12 protein-coding genes are annotated in these 20425 nt (G+C 66.4%); 6 read left to right on the top strand and 6 right to left on the bottom strand.

From position 1 onward, the window contains the following. The first annotated feature begins 810 nt into the window (after positions 1-810). Entirely contained in the window at positions 811-1305 is a 495-nt protein-coding gene (locus F8M74_RS07590) for a hypothetical protein (protein WP_141252954.1), read from the top strand. A gap of 106 nt (positions 1306-1411) precedes the next feature. Here F8M74_RS07590 and F8M74_RS07585 read toward each other — a convergent pair whose 3' ends face one another. The 5 genes from F8M74_RS07585 to F8M74_RS38630 form a co-directional block, all read right to left on the bottom strand. Next, the gene (locus tag F8M74_RS07585) at positions 1412-2218 is read right to left on the bottom strand and encodes a hypothetical protein (RefSeq protein ID WP_141252953.1); all 807 of its coding nucleotides are present in this window, start codon (positions 2216-2218) and stop codon (positions 1412-1414) included. A 28-nt stretch (positions 2219-2246) separates the two neighbouring features. Then, positions 2247-6080 carry an annexin gene (locus F8M74_RS07580; protein WP_141252952.1) on the bottom strand — a complete coding sequence of 1278 codons (3834 nt, stop codon included), beginning with the start codon at positions 6078-6080 and terminating at the stop codon, positions 2247-2249. A 143-nt stretch (positions 6081-6223) separates the two neighbouring features. Beyond that, positions 6224-7030 (bottom strand): hypothetical protein, encoded by an 807-nt coding sequence (locus F8M74_RS07575; RefSeq protein WP_141252951.1) that lies wholly within the window; start codon positions 7028-7030, stop codon positions 6224-6226. Positions 7031-7483: 453 nt separating this feature from the next. Continuing rightward, entirely contained in the window at positions 7484-8011 is a 528-nt protein-coding gene (locus F8M74_RS07570) for a TMEM175 family protein (RefSeq protein WP_228559353.1), read from the bottom strand. Positions 8012-8521: 510 nt separating this feature from the next. Then, positions 8522-8836 (bottom strand): transposase, encoded by a 315-nt coding sequence (locus F8M74_RS38630; protein WP_368667178.1) that lies wholly within the window; start codon positions 8834-8836, stop codon positions 8522-8524. A gap of 387 nt (positions 8837-9223) precedes the next feature. Between F8M74_RS38630 and F8M74_RS07560 the strand changes: the two genes are divergently transcribed. The 3 genes from F8M74_RS07560 (at position 9224) to F8M74_RS07550 (ending at position 15060) form a co-directional block, all read left to right on the top strand. Then, positions 9224-11965, top strand: coding sequence for a right-handed parallel beta-helix repeat-containing protein (locus tag F8M74_RS07560; RefSeq protein ID WP_141252950.1), 2742 nt, complete (start codon positions 9224-9226; stop codon positions 11963-11965). Next, positions 11962-14169 (top strand): hypothetical protein, encoded by a 2208-nt coding sequence (locus tag F8M74_RS07555; RefSeq protein ID WP_141252949.1) that lies wholly within the window; start codon positions 11962-11964, stop codon positions 14167-14169. Before F8M74_RS07560 ends, F8M74_RS07555 begins: the two co-directional genes overlap by 4 nt. A 270-nt stretch (positions 14170-14439) precedes the next feature. Beyond that, on the top strand, positions 14440-15060 hold the full coding sequence (locus F8M74_RS07550) for a hypothetical protein (RefSeq protein WP_141252948.1): 621 nt from the start codon (positions 14440-14442) through the stop codon (positions 15058-15060). Here F8M74_RS07550 and F8M74_RS07545 read toward each other — a convergent pair. Then, a complete protein-coding gene (locus F8M74_RS07545) occupies positions 15034-15999 on the bottom strand; it encodes a tetratricopeptide repeat protein (RefSeq protein WP_141252947.1) in 966 nt (321 codons plus the stop codon). The genes F8M74_RS07550 and F8M74_RS07545 overlap by 27 nt on opposite strands. A 516-nt stretch (positions 16000-16515) precedes the next feature. Here F8M74_RS07545 and F8M74_RS07540 point away from each other — a divergent pair. Next, positions 16516-19734 carry a two-component regulator propeller domain-containing protein gene (locus F8M74_RS07540; RefSeq protein ID WP_228559351.1) on the top strand — a complete coding sequence of 1073 codons (3219 nt, stop codon included), beginning with the start codon at positions 16516-16518 and terminating at the stop codon, positions 19732-19734. Further along, positions 19712-20368, top strand: coding sequence for a response regulator transcription factor (locus F8M74_RS07535; RefSeq protein WP_011556093.1), 657 nt, complete (start codon positions 19712-19714; stop codon positions 20366-20368). The genes F8M74_RS07540 and F8M74_RS07535 overlap by 23 nt, the downstream gene beginning before the upstream one ends. Positions 20369-20425 lie beyond the last annotated feature (57 nt).

Genomic DNA, 20425 nt, shown 5'->3' with positions numbered 1-20425 from the left:
CGTCACGCAGAGGTGTTCCGCCCTCAGGAAACCTGTGATCGTTGTGCCTTGAAGTGGCCGATGACGTCCGCGTGGTCTCCCTGGATCAGGTAGCTGCGGGCCTCATCGGGCCAGACCTGCGAGACGCAATTGACGAAGCCATCGTTGTCGGCGGAACGAAGCCGCCGTTGTGCTTGGGGGCAAAAAGCTCGCTAATCGTATGCGTGCGGCATCGTCGTTGTGGAGGATTAAAGGCAGTCAGCGTGTGAAGTATGTTGAACAGGGTTGGTGTCCACGACTTGCTCGGTGGGGAGATGGTTACGATCGATCGGACTCGGATTTGATACTCTTCAATGAAAGCAGCCTCTTTCTCGAGCTCGTCACCCTCGGCATGGGCTGGACTCGGGAATGCAGGGGAGGAGGGCGCGGCCAAGGACCCCCAACCCCACGCCCCGCAATCCGCGCGCGCCCTCGTACATAAGGCGGAGAAACAGGCGGGAAGCGCTCACCTGTGGGACGGTGCTGCCTAGCCGGTGTGCGAGCGCGGTTCCCCGGTGAGGCGTTGAGATGAACTGCACAGTACGAAGCTACTTGAGCAGTGGGGAAGGTGGGTCCGCACTTCTTGCCTCCTCCTATCTCCGAAGGTTGATGAGAAGCTGGCGGAGGTCGAGGCCTCCCGTCGAATGGCCAATCATATGGATGTCGTCTTCAGGCGCTATCGCCCTACGAGCCTGCAGCTCAGACAGCCATAATTGGTTGGGGACGCTGTGGGGAGCGCGAGGCTTCTCGGTGCACGCTTCCAACCTTCGGGGGGGTAGAATCCGCGGCCCCATGGTGCCCACTCCCTCTGGACCTCCTGTTGCTCGCGCCTCCTCGCTCCGGTTGACCCGGGCGACCGCCACCGCCTTGTCGGCGATCCTCTTCGTCCTGGGCTGCGCCCTGCCCGCCGTCGTCCTCTACAACACCGGGTCGCGGCAGGAGGACTCGATGTGGGGCGTGTCCCTCCTCCTCGTCGGCTGGTTGGGCGTGTTCGTGATGCAGTGGGGCTGGTTCGCAAATCCCCTGCTGCTGCTCACGCTCGCCCTGCTGTTGATGGGCAAGTACCGGGGAGCCTTCTGGGTAGGCGTCGTGACGGTGCTCGTCGGACTCTCCACTTTGTCCTGGTACCTGCACTCCATCCCCGCGGACGAGGCCGTCAGCCCGGACCGGCAACTCGAGCTGCTCTATCCGACCCTCGGATACTTCTTCTGGATGGGCAGTCTGCTGGTGGGACCCGCCAGTGCGTTCATCCTCGCGAAGAAGGAGGCCGAAGCGAAAGCCGCCTGAGTGGCTGCGGACTTTGCCTGCTGCGTGCTCAGATGGCACCGCGAGAGTGAAAGCCGCACGCGGGCACGACGCCGCGACCGAACTCTGGATAGGCGCATGCCTCGGTTCAACTGGGCTTGCGCGTGATGGACACGAATCCAGTGGGGACTGGCTTACCGGGCACCCAGTTCTCCATGGCGCTTGAGAGCTTTGTCACCTGTTGCGCGAGTGGGAACACCTGTTCCGGAATCCGGGTCTTGTCAAACCATGCCGACTGCTCGCCCTCCGGAGTTTCTCGCTCGAATTCGACGCTGGCCGAGGACTCGGACGCGTCGAAGTCCAGGTCATCGGGGTCCAGGTCCGCGACGCGGTTCCAGGCGTCGAGTTCCGTCTGGGCGAGCCGCGCGTCGACAACGCCCCCTTGGGGAAGCTGGAGTTGAACAGCACCGCTCGAGTGCACTGTCAGGGTGCGGTTGCCGACGGTCCACCGCGTGAGCGCACCTTCGATGACGGGCGATTGAAGCGGGTCGTCCGCGAGGTCGTCTTGAGAGGGCAGTGCGCCGGGATAGAGGTCTTTGGCCGAAGTGAGAGGCTTGGCGGGGGTAAACTCGGTGCGTGCGCGCCACGAGCCAGTCCCCAAAAGCCAGGTGAGGAAGTCGCGCGCGCGTGCCATCGATTCGGGATGGCCTCGCTGGTCGATTCTCACACCGTCCGGGTGAACGGAGACCAGCACACCCTCGGTTGGGAACTCGGTGGGATTTTCGATGCGCCAGTCACGTGCATCACGGGCGGCCCGCACGCGTCCGGCGAGGAAGAACTGCTTTCCATTCACGGGATCTCGCCAGGCCCAGGGCAGGGCGCTGAGGTGCGCCTCAATCGCCGCGACGTCGACCGGGCCATTGGTGCGGGTGAGCCATGCGCTCTCGAACGTCACGACAGGTGCCTCCACGGGTAGAGCAGGTTTACGGCTTGGTCCTTGTCCTCATGTGCCCGGATTCGACGATCTGCTTCTCGAACTCCTTATACTGCGTCTGGTTGCTACCACTGTTGTACGGGTTCGTCACGGACTCGGGGCCCTTGGGCACAGGTTTGCCGTCCGGGCCGATCTTGAACGCTACACTGCTCTGGCCCACCGGGCTGTTGACCCCGAGGGACAGGACCTCGATGCTGTAGCTCGGCTGCGGGGTAAACATGTCTCCCTGCGGCTTGAACCGGACGACCGTGCCATCCGCATAGAGGTATGTCTCATGCGGCTTGCCGTTGGGGAGCGTGGTGTCGCCCAGCTTCTGTGCGCGGCCCGCTTTGACCTCCTGCCGCAAGAATGCCTGCATCTCCGTGGTGGAGAAGTCCTTCATTTGCGGCGCGAGCCGCTGCGCCTCCGCCCCGCGCGTCCCCCCGATGAACGCCGTCAGTGTGGCTTGGTCGTTGGCGTTGATGTTCCACGTGCTTGGGTTCTTTATGACTGAAGCGGCACGGCGCTGAGCTTCGGCAAAGGCAACCTCGTTGGCTTTCTTCTGTGCCGCACCCTTGGCCGCCGCGGTCGCCTTCTTCCCTGCCTGCTTCGGATCTGCCCCGTTGAGGCGTTCCGCCGTGTAGTGCTGCGAATACGTATCGCGCCAGACCTTGTCGACTTGCGAGAGGGCCGTGGGATCGCCCGTAAAGTCCATCTTTCCGGCGATGTCCCTGACGGCGTTGGGCGCCTGCTTGCTCAGGCGCTCATCTACCTCGGTCTTTATTGTCGCCCCGTCTTCGGCGGCGACGAAGCCGCGAGCCGGAGCCAGTGAGTCGAGCTGCTGCTCGTGCTTTGCCAACTGGGTGCGAAGGCTCTCCAACTCGCGCGCCATGTCCGCGCGCTGTGCCGCGGTCGGGGCCTGGTCACCGTTGTCCAGGCTGCGAAGGCGGGCGTCGAGCGTCTTCTGCACGGTCTCCAGGTCGCTGATGATGCTGCTGAGCTTCTTCACCTCAAGCTGAGATTCGAAGCCCTGTGTCCCATGGCCCGGCTTCTGGGTGAGGGCCTGGAGGGCGCGGTCGCGGAGCTGGCGCACCTCTCCAAGAGGCCCCTCGTACTTCTGAAGCGTTCGGGCCGTCTCAAGGTGCGCCTGGATCTGGGCAGGCGTGGCGGCGGGGCCGGCCTCGATATGGACCCGGCGACTGTCTCCATAGCGCACCCGGACGGAACTGCCCGCCAGCTCCGGATTGCGCACCACGGGAATCTCTCGAGGCTGGAGCCCCTTGGCCAACCCCGCGGACGTCAAGCCGCCGGTGGCTCCTCCGAGGACGGCCCCCGTGCCGGCCTGCACGGCCACCTGGCCCAGGCCATCCACAAGGCCGTTCTGCCACGTCTCGCTGCGCGTGGCGGCATCCACTGCGCCGCCGGCCGCGCCTCCGACCACGCCTTCCTTGATGCCCTGCTTCGTGGCCGCGAGGACCGTGTTCTCCACGGCCTCCTTTCCCGCCGTCGTGGTCACGCCCTTCGCGGCGGACGAGGCCGCCACGCTGGCGCCCTTGGTCACGGGAAGGATGACCGTTCCGCCCTCGACGGCGCCAATCAAGGCTTGCCGCCCGGCGTCCTCCCAGCCCGCGGCGCCGCCCTGCATCACCTCGTAGGTGAGGGCCCGGGTGGTCGCGCCCAGCGCTGCATAGCCCGCGATGGCCAGTGGGGTCGCCGCGCCGCCGGTGAGCACCACGGCCGTGGTGGTTGCCGCCACCACCGCGACTGTCGCGGCGCCCTCGGCGAGCGAGTCCTTGCTGCTCTGCAGCGACTTCACGTCATCCGTGGCGAACCCGACGGAGCGGTTGGCCGTCGCGGCGTCCCCGGTCTGGATGGCCTTCTCCGCGTCGCCCAGGGTCCGGTTGAGCCGGTCGTTGTCGGACTCGCCCTTGATGGCGCCCTGGACGTTGTCCAGGACCCAGGAGCCGAAGCCGGACTCGTTGGCCTGCTGCTCACGCAGGCGGCGCACCCGCTCCTGGGCCGCGTTGGGGGCCTTGTCGTCCACCGCGCCCAGGTCGAAGTCCTGCTTCAGCAGCTCCAGGTGGTCCCGGCCGCTGAGCTCCGAGTCCAGGCGGGAGCGCAGGTCCTCGCCATACTTCTGCTTGTAGGCGGCGGAGATGTCGTTGATCTCCGCCTTGGACTTGCCTTGCAGCACGTTGCGGATGGCATCCTCGTCGGTGCCCGCGCCATCCACGGCCAGCCGGAGCTTCTCCGCGTCGGCAGCCGCCTGGGCCTGCTTGTCGCCTTCCTTGGGCGGGTTGAGCAGGCGCAGCGTCACGTCCTTGTCCGCGCCGTCCCACTTGCGGATCTCGTCCTCCAGGGACTTGCCCGTCATCTTCTGGTACTCGGCCTTGATGCTGGCCAGCTCCTCGGGCTTCTTGCCCTCGAGGACGGCGCGCACGCCCGACTCGTCCGCGCCGAAGAAGCCATTCATGGCGCTGGTGAGGCGGGCCGCGTCCGCCTTGGCCGGGTTGTCCTGGAGCAACCCCATGGCCCGGTCGTAGTCCTCCGTACCCAGTTCGTCCTTCAGCCGGTTCTTGAGCGCCTCGTCCTGCGCGAGAATCTTGCGCTGCTCCGGAGTGGCCTTCTCCAGGCGCTCGAAGATGCGGTCCTCGTCCGTGCCCAGCCCATCCATGTCCTTCTTGAGGCCGTCCTTGATGGACTGGGCCTCCAACTGCTCCCGCTGCTCCGGTGTCTGGGATTGGCCCGCGGCGAGCATGTTGCGAGCCCGCCCCAACTGCTCCGGGTTGAGCGACTTGCCCAGCTTCTCCAGCATGAAGTCCTGGGCCGACTGCCCGGGCTTGAGGCCGCCGTTCATCTCCGCGAACTTCTGCGCGGTGGCCTGCCGCTGCTCGGGCGTCTGCTTTTCCAGCACCTTCAGCAGGTCCTCGTTCGAGCCGAACACGCCGTCCAGCTCCGCCTGGACCTGCACCGCGGCGCTCTTGGCCGCGTCGCCCTGGAGCAGCGCCACGGCGTGCTTCTCGTCCGCGCCGCTCAGTTCGTCGCGGATGACGGAGTCCAGGTCCTTGCCGTAGTGGTCCTTGTAGCCCTTGCGGATGAGGTCGATCTGCTCGGGGGACTTGCCCTCCAGCGTCTTGAATATCGTGTCCTCGTCCGTGCCCCAGCCCGTGACGCCGCCTTCCATGGCGTCATAGAGGGCCGCCGCGTCGCGGTCCGCCTGGGACTGGGTATAGGAGGGGGCCTGCGGGGTGGTCTGGGTTTGAGGCGCGGCTTGAGGAGCGTCCGCCACCATCATCCGCTGGAGCGAGTCCGGGACCTTGGCGTCCGTGATGGCTTTCTGGCGCTCCGCGGAGCCGGGGGGCGCGGCGAAAATCTTCGCGGCGGCGTTCGCGGAGAGGATGCCCGCGGGTTGGTAGTGGGGCTGCTCCTTCAGGTAGGCCTGGAGGTTCGCGTAATTCTTGCCCGTGGAGGGGTCCACGATGCTGTTGCCCTGGCGAATCATCACGTGCCCGGACTGGCCCTCGGCGCCGGGACGGGAGTCCTTGAGGAACACCATGTCCGCGCGCGAGCGTAGGTCGGGCGTGGCCTTCTCCACCCAGTCCGCGGCGACGTCCAGGCAGTTGGCCTTGCCGTCGCGCGAGTTCTCCGTGAGGAGCGAGGAGGACTCCGACAGCGAGGGCCCGCTCTTGGCGTTCTGCGGGGTGAAGCTGGAGTGGTCATTGCGCGCCGCGGGCGGCTTGGGCTCCGCGGGCTTGGGTGCGGGCGGACGTTCCGGCTCGGGAGGACGCCGCACGGGAACGTGATTCGTCAGCCGTCTGCCGTTCCCGGTTCCGTCGATTGCCATTGTGCGTCTCCTCGCCAGCCATCCAGCGGGCATTGCTGCGGCACGGAGCCCCCCATGCCCAAATCAGGTCGAGCGCGGAACTCCTCCTTGTCCTTGTCTGGCGGAGCAGTTCCGAAGTTGCGTCAGTCTTCAGAAGCCTATCATCAACGAATGTAGGTGGAGGGGCGCGGGAGGGGGGAGGTGAAAGACAGCTCCCGAATCCGCATGCGAAGGTGAGTGGTGGTCTCCAGGCGCCTGGGCGGGCCGTCGTCCTGGGATTGGACGTGGGCGTGGGTGTCCACTTCCAGCTCGTACCGGATGGGCCAGAGGCGATCCAAGCTCATCACGCACCCTCCCTGGCCACGGCTCTGCGTGCGGGGTTCGGTGGAGGAGGGGGGCGAGAACAGCTCCATCCTCAGGCCGACCTCCTTCTTCTCCAGTGTCTTGAATTCCACCGTGGTCGTGGACAAGGGCCCCTGGGTCTGGTGTTCCCAACGCGCACCCAGGCCCACCGCGGACGAAGGGAGGAACGTGCCCATCCCTCCGAGCGTCTTGAGCAGCTGTTGCAGGGGCCCGTCGAGGTGGGACGAGAGGTCCTTGGGGAGCGCGACCTGGAAGTGGTTCGAGCGCCCGTGCGGGCTCACGCGTCCCTCGCCACGCAGGCCCGGGAGCGGGGCCAGCTCGGCGCGGAGCGCCTCGGCGTCCTTCACGGGGGTGCCCGCCTTCACGCGCAGGTCCATCTGCTCCAGCACGAAGCGGTAATGGACGTCTCCGTCGTCCCGGGAGATGCGAGTCACTTCCACCGAGAGCGCCATCTGGATGCCGGGTGGGGAAGGCAGCTCTCGGGTCCGGCCAGAGTGGCGCACGGACACATGGCTCTCCGCGCGCACGCCGATGCGCTGGATGCTGCCCGCGAGCGGGCGGAGCTGGAGCAATGTTTGCGGAGCCTGGCCCTGGTGAAGAACCTTCACGAGTGCATTCCTCCCTTCCAATGCCAAAGAGGGGCCGCGAAGCAGTGCCGTGTCCGCGGTGGCGACATGGATGCTAGATGAGGGGGGTGTCGAGTGCCAGCAACCGCTCGGCATCCGCGCGCAGACCCCCTGTGTCAGGGAGGATGTCGCCTGGGCGGACTCGCCGAGCTGTTGATGTCCTCTGCGCGCGCCTCACTCACTCGCCTTGACGCACCCCATGATACAGCGACCGGATTTTGGGTAGGCACACCCCGCTCGTTCACTTGTTCGCAGTTGTGATTGCATCGCTATGACTCCCGGTCGGACAGGCTCACTCAGCCTGTGGGTTGCGTGAACGCTTGTGGCGTCGTCCAGCTTTGCCGCGAAAGCTTGTTGATCTGAATGAAATTGAATGGGCGGCTACTTATGGTGCAGGTGTAGCTTTCTCAAAGCGTCGATCCGGCACCAGCCACATCAGCGCACCCAGTACATAGGCCGCATCGGAAAGATATCCATTGAAGAAGGCGGTGATGATGCCGGACAGGTAGAGAATGGGTGAAATCTTGCCCTTGAGGTCGCGTCCGACGGCCAGCGCCAGCGTCGACTTCCGGCCTGCATCGCCACCATGCAGGCTTGCAGCAGCCACCAGGCGAAGGCGCACATCAGGAGTACGAAGCCATAGAGCGCCAAGGCTAGGGGAGCGAAATGGTTTTCGCCCATCCAGCCGGTGGTGAAGGGGATCAACGACAGCCAGAACAGCAGGTGCAGGTTGGCCCACAGCAGGCCGCCGGTGACATGGCTGATGGTGTGCAAGAGATGATGGTGGTTGTTCCAGTAGGTGCCGATGTAGATGAAGCTGAGCACATAGCTGAGGAAGACGGGGAGCAGCGGCTGCAGATCGGCCAGTTCGCTGCCGTGCGGGACCTTGAGCTCCAGCACCATGATCGTGATGATGATGGCGATGACACCGTCGCTGAATGCTTCCAGCCGGTTCTTGTCCATGCTGCCCTCCGTGCACGATTCGAATCGCCTGGCGGACGACCCGAGTAAGGTATGCTGCGCTGCCCTCCAGTACCAATCCTCGCGAACACAACGGGAGCATCGTGAAGAGACACGTCACGATTGCCGCGGTGAGCCTGGCCTTGCTGCGCTCATGTGCGCCAGGGCATGCACCTCGGCGGCCGATGCTGCCAGCAACGGCGCGCTCCTCGCAAATGGTGGCAATGAAGTCTGGGTGCACCGCATCCGCGTCCGTTTAACGTGATGGAGAAAAGCGGAGCAGAATCAGGGACCTGAGTAAAGCCGAGCAGACAGGTCCGCCGAAACGGCGTGGCCAGGAACATTCTTCCGGCATGAGGACGAGTGTTGATGGTCACCAGGAAGTGCAGATTTCTGGTCGTGGACGGCCAGGAGTTGGGAGCTTCGTGGCCAGGGGCAATGCTGGGTGCCGCCGAAAAGCTGAGGAGAGGGGCGCGCGCAGGTGGAGTCTGGGGCTGCGCGCGCCCTGAAAAGTCAGAAGGCCCACTGGTACGCGCCCCTCTCGCCTTGACGCACTGCTTGGTGGACGTGGCGCGCTCGTGACGCGGCGACCAGGCCCGCGTGCCCGTAGGCGATGACGAACCGTACCCCATTCAGTCCTCGCTCAAGGAGCTGGCGCAGCAGTTCCAGCCAGGAGTCCATCAACTCGCTGCGCCCAGCGTCACGTCCAACAGGTTCCGGTGCCCATCCTCTCCCACACCGCAGGCCATCCGGGTTGAGACGTTCTGCACCGTGCACACTGCGCTCGCTCTCATTGCCGCGCTGGCGAATGTGGATTTGACGCGTCAATGTCGCAGCCCCTCTCCGCCAACATGAGTGAGACCGTCCGTACCTCGCAGTTTGTGTGCGGGGCGAACCAGGCGGGGACGATGAATCCAGCCGCTCTGCCGAGGCGACGTCTTCCCTGACACAGGGGCAACCTCCTCTATGCCCATCCCTTCACCTGCCTTTGGACTCGGGCCAAGATGCACGACTGGTTCGAGCGACACCGCCGCTGACTATGTTGGATTACTTCGCGGACACTCCACAATCTCCCCAGGGGCCGGAGCTTCTTCCTGGATGATGTCACCTTTGTGCACGCCATTGTCGCGGTGCTGGAAGTGACGACCGCGCGAAGTGTGTGAAGACGGGCCGTTCGAGTCGCGCCTCTCGCTGACTCTCCCCGAGGAGTTCTTCATGCACCGTGTCATGAGCTGGATGCTCATCCTGGCCACTGTCTGCCTCGCAGCCCCCGTCCAGGCACGCGACTGGTTCGTCCGCGCGGGCGCCACGGGAGGCGATGGCTCGCGGGAAAGGCCGTTCGCCGACCCCTGGATGGCGCTGGAGCGCCTGGAGGCGAACGACGCGGTCCACGTCGCCGCGGGGCGGTACTACGGCAAGCTGGAGCGTGGCAACTGGGAGCTCGTCTTCCCTGGAGTCCGGTTGATCGGCGGCTATGACGCGGCCTTCCAGGAGCGCAATCCCTGGAAGCACCTCACCGAGCTCACCTGGCGCAAGGGCTCGCCAAACCGTCCGGATGTCTCACTCGCCCGTGTCAGCACCAGCACGCAGCGAGACACGGCAGGCGCGACCATCGATGGCTTCTTCATCGACATGCAGGACACCTATGACTACGTCGGCGAGGGCGGCAACTTCGACGCGGGTGCCCTCCAACGCAACGGCGCCGTGGACCTGGCCAAGGGCGGAGTCCTGCGCAACTGCATGATTGTCAATTCCCTCCACGCCGTGCGCACGTCGCCCGGAGTCGTGGTGGAGAACAACGTCATCGTCAACTCCATCTCCGCCGCCATCGTCTCCAAGGGCGGCGGCGACCAGGACCCGCCCGTCACCATCCGGAACAACACCATCGCGTTCATCTGGGCCACCAAGGCCATCGCCGAGGGCGGGACCGATGGCGCCGGCATCGACGTGGCGAACAAGGCGCTCCTGGAGAACAACCTCGTCGTCCACTCCGACAATCACGGCGCCCAGGTGACGGTGCCCTCCAAGGTGACGCTCCAGGGCAACGCGTTCTGGAGGAACCTCTTCTCGAATGCCGCCTTCTATTTCGAGGGCAAGAAGTCCTCGCTCGATGACTCCGACATCGCGGACGCCGAGGACGTGGGCTTCGCGCGGGCGGGCGGCAACGTGGCCGTGGATCCGCGGCTCCCCTTTGAGTCGGCCTGGTACGAGCGGTTCACCCGCCGAGAGGGACGCGGGCGGAAGTTCGACGCGAAGGCCTGGGAGGAGACGCGCACCAGCGCGGGCCTCCCCGCTACGGGCGAGCCCCTCTCCCTCTTCGCGCCTGCCTATCCGCCGGGGGCCGTCCCCCAGCTCGTCACCCCAGGCAATGCCTCAGTCGGGCAGGGCGCTCGCGCGACGGGACTCAAGCTGGCCTTCTCCACGGCCTCCGCGGCGGCACCAGCCAAGGTCTACGCGCGGGTGAGTCTCGCCAGCATCCAGGCGAACCCGAAGAGCCACGACGGTAGGGACGTGGAGGTCATCGTCGGGAGCCAGGGAGTGGCGAACCCGGACAATGGCCCGGTGGGTACCTCGCGAGAGACCCACAAGGCCGTCTTCCTGGTCGACGAGAAGAACGAGGCGCGCGCCACGGGACTCTTCAGGAAGGGGACCGCCGCCGAGCGCGTTATCGACGCCATCCCCAACTACGGCTCGGGCCCGCCCAGGGACCTCTTCGTCGTGCGCGGCACCGCGAGAGCCCGCGAGGGCCATCCTCGGTACGCCCTCGTCATCGACTCGGTCGAGCCCTTCGAAAAGGAACTCGCCATGGCCCCCCGTCCGAAGGGACGGGACTGGTTCGTACGTGCCGGCGCGACCGAGGGCGATGGCTCACGCGAGCGGCCCTTCAAGGACCCCTTCCAGGCGTTGGAGCAGGCCCAGCGCGGAGACCGCATCCTGGTTTCGCAGGGCGAATACGGCGGCAAGCTGAAGAGCGGCAAGTGGGTGGTGGATGGCAAGCAATACCTCACGCTGCTCGGGGGATGGGACCGGGACTTCCAGCGCAGGGACCCCTGGAATACTCCCACCCTCCTCCACTGGCCGCCCGACTCGAAGACGTCTCCGCAGGGGTACCTGCTCGAGGGCAATGGCGACCACACCGGGCTCATCGTGGATGGCTTCGTCTTGGATCGCCGCACGCTCAACCGGTATGACCCGGACGGCTTCCTCGACCTCAACGTCTCTCCCGACAGCGAGCATGTCTGGGTGTCCTCGCCGGAGACGGCGATTCGCAACTGCACCTTCGTCAACGGCGCGGGCGCCGCGGTCCGGATGAGCAACGCGGTGACGTTCGAGAACAACATCGTGGTGAACATGGTCTCCGACGGCATCCGCGTCACCGGAGGCTTCGGCACGCGGCCCGCGAGGATTCGCGACAACACCTTCCTATTCGTCTGGAACCGCAACCGGCCCCATGACGGCTCCAGCTCCACGGGCACCGGGGTCGCGCTGGGAGGCAACGCGCCCGCGGTGCTGGAGGGGAATGTGTTCCAGTACATCGACAACTTCGCGGTGCGCTCCAGCGCCAATCCGGGCGAGGTGGTCCTGACGGGCAATGCGTTCTTCCGCAACTGGGCCACGTTTCGCGCCACGCAGGGGACACCACCGCCCACGGTGGACGAGAAGTCCATGCACCTGCTGGCAGACCTTCCTTTCAAGAAGCAGGAAGGCAACATCGTCGCCGACGGAGGATTCGACCTGGACCCCGCGCTCTACGCGAGCTGGTTCGCGCGAACCTCGAAGCAGACCAGCCGCTTCACCGTCGAGGAGTGGGAGCAGGTCGCGCCGCCGTCCACGGGCGCGGAGCCGGCGAAGGCCGGGTTGGGCAAGGCGTTTGACTGGAGGGCGGCCGCGAAGCTGTTTCCAAAGAACGCCCAGGTGAAGGGCGCGCGGCCGAGAAAGCTGGAGAACGGGGGATGACCATGAAGAAGACGCTGACCGCAGGGATGCTCGCGCTGCTTGTCGCCCTGCCCGCGGGGGCAGATGAAATCGACGACAAGGTGCGCGCCATTGAAGACAACCTCAGTCGCATCAAGGACCGGCTCGACGGCATCGTCTCGGACTCGAGTTCCAGCGACATCGACTCCGCGCTCGACACCCTGGGCAACGTCAGGAATGACGTGGAGCGACTCAAGTCGCTGAACCCGCCGAATGACCCGGGCAGGACGATGGCGAACTCCTACCTGGACTACATTCAGAAGTTCCGGGAGTCGGCGCAGTACCTGAAGCGGATGAAGGACGCCCAGGTGAAGGCGGACGAGTCCCGCCTCGCCGAGCGCTGCACCGAGGCCGACCGGAACCTGAAGTCCTTCATGCAGACGTTCGTCGACAAGAAAGACCCGACGGGGGTCTTCAAGATTCCAGATGAGGCCGAGAAGATTGGCCGCACCTACAGCGACGAATACCGGAAGCACCAGGAGGTCCACAGCGAGCTGGACCGCTGGCTGAGTTATGCACGGAGCTTCTCCGAGTCACACAACCGCTGGTCGGACGTGAAGTCCGAACTCCACGATGGCGTCAGCGATATCTGGGACCGTTGGACGCGGCGGATGAACGAGACGAAGTCGACGTGCGTCGAGGTCGCGAAGGGCAAGGACTCCGAGGTGGTGAAAGAAGCGATGTCGAAGCTCAGCAACTTCGGGCAGATCCGCACGGTGATACGCAAGAAGCTCGATGAGCGGCTGCTGACCATCGCCTCGAAGGTCAAGGACCTCGACTCGCGCAGCGGCGATGCGTCCTCGGAAATCATCGAGGCACTTCGCGCCGTGGATGACGTGCTCGGCTTCCTGGGCGACCTGAAGGACATCCAGGGCGAGGATTCGGAGGCCCGCCAGCTCGTGGAGCGCTGGCCGTCGCACACGCGGGCGCTGAAGGAAGCCATCGAGTCGATTCGCAGGCTGAAGTCCGAGCAGTACTTCCTCGAAGGAGACGTCCGAGCCTGCCGCGCGGACGAGGTCCGGCTCCAGGAGGCGATTCGTCAGCACGTCGGCAACAAGGACGACCACGCGCAAGGGGTCGTGAAGCTCAAGGAGATGTCCGACTCGCTCGAACGGACGTGGACGGGCAAGAAGGCGGAGACCGACCGCCAGAAAGAGGCGATGGAGCGGCGCGCAGCGGCCGCCAAGTCCTTCTCCTTCACCGAGGGAAACTGGTCGAGCATCAAGAGCAACCTCGATGCCTCCGCCGACAAGATACTCGCCTACTGGAACACCCGGCGCTCGGAGATCTACGAGAAGGACCCCTGCAAGAACCTTGTCCTCGGAGAGAAGAACCCCGACGTCGCGCGCGCGGGGCAGGAGCTCAGCCGCTACGCGGTGGGCATCGCGGAGAACTACCGCTCACTCCGGAAGGACTTTCGGGAATGGGAACGCGATGTCCTCGCGTTCCGGAAGACCGCGCAGCAGGACGCCGATGCAATCCGCGAAGCCTTCTGCAAGGAGTACGACTGGGAGCAGAAGGTGAAGGAGATTTCGGACGGCTACGCGTCGACGCTCAATAGCCAGTGGGGTTCGCTCACCGGGCGATATGACCGCATGTTGAAGGCCGTCGAGGTCCTCGTCACGGCGAACAAGGTCAAGTCCGCACCGGCGCTCCAGCGTGCGCTCGTCGCGAGGATGAAGAGCATCGAGAATATCAAGGAGGGCCAGATGCTCGGCTCGAACAGCCCGAAGATCCAGGCGCACATCCGATACGGAAAGGAAGAGCACCGGCGCCGCCAGTCGTCGAGCTGTCCGCAGGGAGCCGAGCTCTACATCGAGGGCGATCACTGCGACAATCCGAACCCGCGTTACAAGGGCCGCGGCTGTCTGATCGACTGCATCCGGGACTGCCAGGTACTGGAGATCAAGCCCGACAACATCGCCGAGATGAAGAAGGGTGAAAAACAGGGGGAAGCGTACACGAAAGCGTTGCACAAGAAGTACAAGGCGCTCGGTGATGCCATGTTCAAGGAGCCCGGCTACGAGGAACTCGCGGACTGCGAGGACAAGAGCAACAAGCGGCTCAATCTCAAGGAACACTCCGTGCAGCCGTATCCGTTCTGTGCGGACCGGGACGGGAGCTTCTTCCCGCTGCTGTCCGACATGCCCACCGACCAGCCGCCAGAGAATCCGGAAGGGGGCTGAGAGCCCACCCGCTCGAGACGTGAGGTTGCTACAGTCCTGAGACACAGCGCATGACGAAGCATCCTCACGAACTTGACCTGACGAAGCTTCCCCACCTCCGCTCGGAGGAGGTGAAGCGCATCGGTTGAACCCTTTCACGCGACATCTACCTTGACGCTCACCGTCTCCCGCCTCCCGGCAGTTGCTGCCGCGAGTGGTGGAAACCTTTGGTGAGCACTTTGGGGGGGGGACGGCCGACGCGGGGCTGACGGCCGCGCGGAATGAGTCTTGGTGCGAGAGTGGGGTAATCACTACTGCTTCGGGCTGAAGGCCAACCAGCCCACCCTGCACGAGTACGCCATGCGAGTTATTGCCTCCAAGCAGTGCCCGGCCCGCTCTCGCACCAAGGAACGGGCGGTGGTGCGCGAGCTGTGGACGCACGCGCTGGCGCCCGACGAGGTGGACTTCCCCGGAGCGCGACTGTTGCTGCTGGTGCGTCAGCAGCACTGGGACGATGAGAACAAGCTCGTGGTGGAGGACTACCGCTACTTCGTCACCTCCCTGGACACCACCGTCTTCAACTTCAACCAACTGTTGCGGTTGGTGCGGGTGCACTGGGGTATCGAAAACCGACACAACTGGACGCTCGACGTCGTCCTGGTCGAGGACGCGCGCCAACCCTGCCGCCCGATGCGCACGGCCCTGGAGGTGGTGGCCTGGCTGTGGGCGATGGCCTTCAATCTGCTCTACTGCTTCAGCGCGCGTCTGCCTCTGGACGGCCGGCCGTCACCTCGTGGAGTGGACACGCGGCCTTCTCACGAAATCGCAGACACCCGAGAACGCATCAGGCCAGCCCCCAGCCCCGCGTCCGGCGGGAGGGCGCCGTCAGGGCTCGGTGTCGAGGGCCAATAACTGCTCGGCCTCCGCGCGCAGAGGCCCCGAGGGGACGGCGGCTATGACTTGGCGTGCCAGGTCCCTGCCAGCCTCGACCTCACCTCGTGACAGCAGGACGCGTGCGAGATTGAGGGCGGGCTCCACTCGCCCATTGCTGCGCTCCAGGGCGAGCGACAGGAACTCACGCGCCTCGTCCAGGGCCTCGGCCTCTCCCGCGGACTCGCGCAGCGGCAGCAGCCCGGCCGCATTCGCGGCGAGCCAGTCTCCTGGGTCCGACTCCATCAACTGGCGATAGAGTTCCAGTGCCTGCTCGGGCCGCTCATGCTCCAGGGCTTCGGCCCAGGCCAGCCGCGTGGCAGAGGAGGCTTCCCCAGACTGCTCCAGGGCCTCGCAGAAGCTCACGAGCTCCTCGATGCGTCCCAGGCTCAGCAGGACCTGCGCCTTGTCGGCGTTGAACCCCGCGTGCTCCGGATGTGCGCTCAGCGCACGCTCCAGGAGCATCAGGCCCGCCTCGAGCGCGCCGTCGCCCGCCAGCAGCGAGCCTAGCAGCCCCTCTACCCAGGCTGGCTCGTTCACCACGGGCAACGCGGCCTCCAACAGTTGCCGCGCCTCATGGCGCTGTCCCTGGAGCAGGAGGATGCGGGCAAGTGCCGTGTAGCTGGCCGAGTGACTGGGATTGAGGTGCAAGGCATTCTGGAGGGACGCGATGGCCTCCTTCGTCTGGCCCAGCTCCAATTGCACCGTGGCGAGCGTGAAGGCATACATCCACTGTGCTGGCTCGAGCGCGGCGACCCGCTTCAGCGGCGCCAGCGCGTCCAGTGGTCGTCCCTGTCCCGCGAGGAAGTCCCCCAGCGCATGGGCGACCTCCGCGCGCTCGGGTTCGTCCGCCTGGCACTGGCGCAGTAGCGCCTCCGCGGCGGCGGGCTCGCCCGTCGCGACTTCAACCAGGGTGCCCACCCAGCGCAGTGGCCACTGCGCGCTTGCCTCTGGCGGCGCGCGAGCGAGCGTATCTCGCGCGGTTGAATCCCCCCCGCAACGCCACGCAGCGCCCCTGCGGTTCGCGCGTGGCGACCTCCTTCCGCGGTGTTCCGAAGAGCGCCAAGGTCGCCTGCGCTCCTGCCTCACCCGCTGGGGCGACACGTCACGACTTCCCCGTGACGTGTCTCACGGCCGTGTGACATGCCAAGGGCCTGGCGGCCTGCTCGGCGCCTCGTGCCGCTGACACCTGGCCAGGCAGGGCGTGACGCGGCGCGTGGGACGTGACGTCACCGTGACACTCGACTCCGCTCGCCACCTTCGGGCCCGACTCCCCGTCGCTGGTGCTCCTTCTGGCTGACATAGGAATCTCTTTGGGTCGTTTCACGTTCGTTTCTTCGGCGGCTCGTTTCCCGTGAGGCAAGGCTGTCTCGACTTGGACGAATTCACCGGAAGGGTTGCCCTGGTGCGCGCGTGAGTTCGTCGCGGAGGTTCTCCTTGCGCACGGCTCCCGGATGGCTGGGAGTCCTCTTGTTCCTCCTGTTGTGCCCTGCCGTCGCGCCGGGTGCTCAGGAGCTCGGGTTGATGCAGGTGGGCGGCGCGCGCCCCTTCCAGGCCGAGTACATCACCGAGGTCCTCTACGACCGGGTGGGGCTGCTCTGGATAGGAACTCGCGAGGGCCTCTACCTCCACGACGGCCAGGGCTTCCGCAAGTTCCAGTACGAGCTGGGCAACCCTGCTTCCCTGGCAAGCAACGCGGTGCGCACCCTGCACGAGGACGCCCAGGGACGGCTGTGGGTCGGCACGATGACGGGTGGCTTGAGCCTCGTGGACCGGGCTCGCTGGTCCTTCCGGCACTTCCGTCACGACTCCAGCAACCCCGCCAGCATCCCCCATGACGGTGTGTTCACCCTGGCCGACGCCGACGATGGGCGCCTGTGGGTGGGCACCCACGCGGGACTCGCGCTGCTGGACCCGGAGACGGGAGTGGCGGAGCGGATTCCGCTCCAACCAGGCGGGGGCCAGGAGTTCGTGATGGCCCTGAAGCACGACCGCACGGGTGCGCTCTGGGTGGGCACGCTCTCGCGAGGACTGTTCCGACGCGGGCCCGGCGCCACGACGTTCGAGCTCATCTCTTCCGAAGAGCGAGGCCCTGGCTCCAGGGACATCTTCAGCCTCGCGGCGGACCCGGACGGCGGGATGTGGGTGGGCACCCGTGACGGGCTCTACCGGGTAGAGCGCGACGAGGCCTACCTGCGCCGCGCCCGGCTGTCTCCACCGGAGATCGCCCAGAAGGTGAAGATCGTCACGGAGCTCGAGCCCGATGGACACGGGACGCTGTGGATCGGCTCCTTCGGCGGTGGACTCCTCCGCGTGGACACGGCGACGGGCGAAGTGCGTGAGGAGCGTCTCCCGTCCGCGGGGCCTGGCTACGAGCACCGCATCGACGAAGGCGCGCTCACGTTCGACGCCGCTGGCAACCTGTTCATTGGCACGTTCGGGATGGGCTTGTTCTACGCGCCCTTCCGGCAGGAGACCTTCAGGACACTGCGAGGAAAGGCCGGGAACTCGGCCTCCGGGCTGACGTACGAGGACGTGTGGGCGGTGATTCCGGATGGCGACAGCCACCTGCTCGTGGGCAGCTTCGGCGGAGGCGTGGACCGGGTGGATGTGCGCTCGGGGCAGGTCGTCCCACTGCCTGGGCCCGTGTTGGATGGCGTCGACACTCGAGGCGTCCTCAGCCTCCTGCGCACCCACGACAGGGAGCTGTGGGTCGGCATCTCGATGGGCGCCTATCGCCTGGACCCGACGACAGGCCAGTTGCTCAAGTTCTACCGTCGCACGGAGCGCGGGGCGAGCGACCATCCTGGCTTCGTCAACACGCTGCTGCAGGACGCTCGTGGCCACGTCTGGCTGGGCAGCGGGGGACAGGGGCTGCAGCGCTACCGGCCGGAGACCGATGACTTCGTGGCCTTCCGTCACGAGCCCTCGAATCCTCGCTCCCTTTCCGATGACTTCGTGACGGTGCTGCTGGAGGACCGGCGCGGGCGCTTCTGGGTGGGAACGCGCTCGGGCGGACTCAACGTCTGCTCGGCCAGCGAGGACACGGTGGAGTGCATGCGCCTGGGCTCTGACTCGACGCTGCACTTGAGCCACTACTACGTGAGCACGCTCATGGAGGACCCTTCGGGCGCCATCTGGGTGGGGACCGTGGGCGGAGGCCTCCAGCGGGTGTCTCTCGACGACTCCGGGCTGCCGGTGTCCGTGGACCTCTGGACGAGCACCGACGGGCTCATCGACAACAACGTGATGGCCACGGCGCGTGCCCCCGACGGGGGTATCTGGGTGGGGACTCGCGCGGGCCTGTCACGGCTGGACGTGGCCACGGGGGCATTCGAGAACTACGCCGCCTCGGATGGTCTGCCCACTGACTCGTTCAACCCGGCGGCGGTGACGCTCCTGGGCGGCCGGCTCTACTGGGGGAGCTCCAAGGGACTCGTGGACCTGGACCCCTCGGTGCGCCCGCCCCGCGAGCCCTCGCCGCCGCTCATCCTCACCTCCATCGAGGGGCTGGAGTCGGACTCTCTCCCGAACCAGCCGGTGTGGGACCTCCCTGGCCTGGATGTCCCCTGGCGCCAGCCTTTCTCGCTCGAGTTCTCGCTGCTCGACTATGCGCGCAACGGCGTGGAGTACGCCTATCGTTTCACGGCGGAGGAGCCCTGGCTCTCGCTGGGGACGCGCAATCAGCTCACGTTCCACTCGCTCCCTCCGGGGGAGCACTCGCTGCGGCTGCGCGCGCGCAGCCCGGGCCGAGACTGGGTCGAGATGCGTCCGTTCACCCTCCGCGTGGCGCCGCCCCTCTGGCAGCGGACCGATGTGCGCTTCGGCGCGCTGGCGGTGGTCCTGCTCGCGGTGGTGGTGGGGCTGGTGTGGCGGACTCGGCTGCTCGTCGGGCGCAACCTCGCGCTGCGCACGTTGCAGGCGGAGCGCGAGCAGGCGCTCGAGGAGGCGGAAGCCGGGCGTGAGCGCCTGCTCCGCCTCACCATGCGGCTGGAGGCCGCGAAGGAAGAGGAGCGCAAGCACCTCGCCCGCGAGCTGCACGACGAGTTCGGCCAGGCGCTCACGGCGGTCAAGCTCAACCTCGGGTTGATGAACACCTCCGCGAGTCCCTCGGTGACGCGCCTGCCCGAGGTCGTCGCGCTCATCGACCGGCTCATCGGGCAGGTGCGGGCGCTCTCCGTGGACCTGCGCCCGCCGCAGCTTGATGAGCTCGGGCTGGCCGCCGCGCTCGAGTGGTATCTGCGCGAGGTGGCCCGGCGCAGTGGCGTCGAGCTCGTGTTCACCGCGTCGTCGGCGCCTCCCTCGCTGGGCAAGGGGCGGGACATCGCCGTCTTCCGAATCATCCAGGAGGCGGTCACCAACGCCCTCCGACATGCCTCCGCGCGCCGCATCGACGTGCGGCTGGAGACCGTGGGGCGCGTCATCCGGCTCGAGGTGCGAGATGACGGCAAGGGGTTCGACGTCAACCAGGTCCTCACGGGCCGGGGGCCGGGCAGCTTCGGCGTGTTCGGGATGCAGGAGCGGGTGCGCGACCTGGGGGGACACTTCGAGGTGACCTCGCGTCCGGGGGAGGGGACGCGGGTGGTGGCCGAAGTGAGGGCGGACGTGCGGGAAGACTATTCCGGAGGACCACATGCGCGTGTTGCTGACGGATGACCACCAGTTGGTGCGAGCAGGCCTGCGTGCACTGCTGGAGTCGCTGGGTGGGGTGACGGTGCTCGCCGAGTGCGGCGATGGGCATGAGGCCCTGACGCTCACGGACAAGCTGCAGCCGGATGTGTTGCTCCTGGACCTCTCGCTGCCGGGGCTCAATGGCATCGAGGTCGCCCGGCGCGTGCCGAAGCTGAGCCCCTCCACGCGGATCCTCATCCTCTCCATGCACACGTCGGCCGAGTACGTGGCCCAGGCCTTGCGCGCGGGTGTGGCGGGCTATCTCGTCAAGGACTCGGCGGTGGAGGAGCTCAAGGTTGCACTGGAGTCCGTGTGGCAGGGCCGCACCTACCTGAGTCCCGCCATCTCACAGACCGTGGTGGAGGGCTTCCTGCGCATCACCGACGATGAGAGGCCCGCGGCGAATCCGCTGGACCGGCTTACCTCGCGGCAGCGGGAAATCCTCCAGCTCATCTCCGAGGGAAACGGCACGCGCGCCATCGCCGAGCGGCTGCAGGTGAGCGTGAAGACGGTGGAGGCGCACCGGACGCAGCTGATGGAGCGGCTGGCCATCTATGACGTGCCCTCGCTCGTGCGCCTGGCGGTCCGGTATGGGCTCGTCCCGGGAGAGTCGTCGTGACGTAGGGGATTCCTGAGGGGAGGTTAGGGGGCTCCCCGATGGTGGGGCTCTCCGACG

Origin of the sequence: Myxococcus sp. CA023 (genome assembly GCF_010998615.1) — a bacterium.
In the GTDB taxonomy this organism is placed as follows: domain Bacteria; phylum Myxococcota; class Myxococcia; order Myxococcales; family Myxococcaceae; genus Myxococcus.
This window is presented reverse-complemented; position numbering and strand designations above follow the sequence as displayed.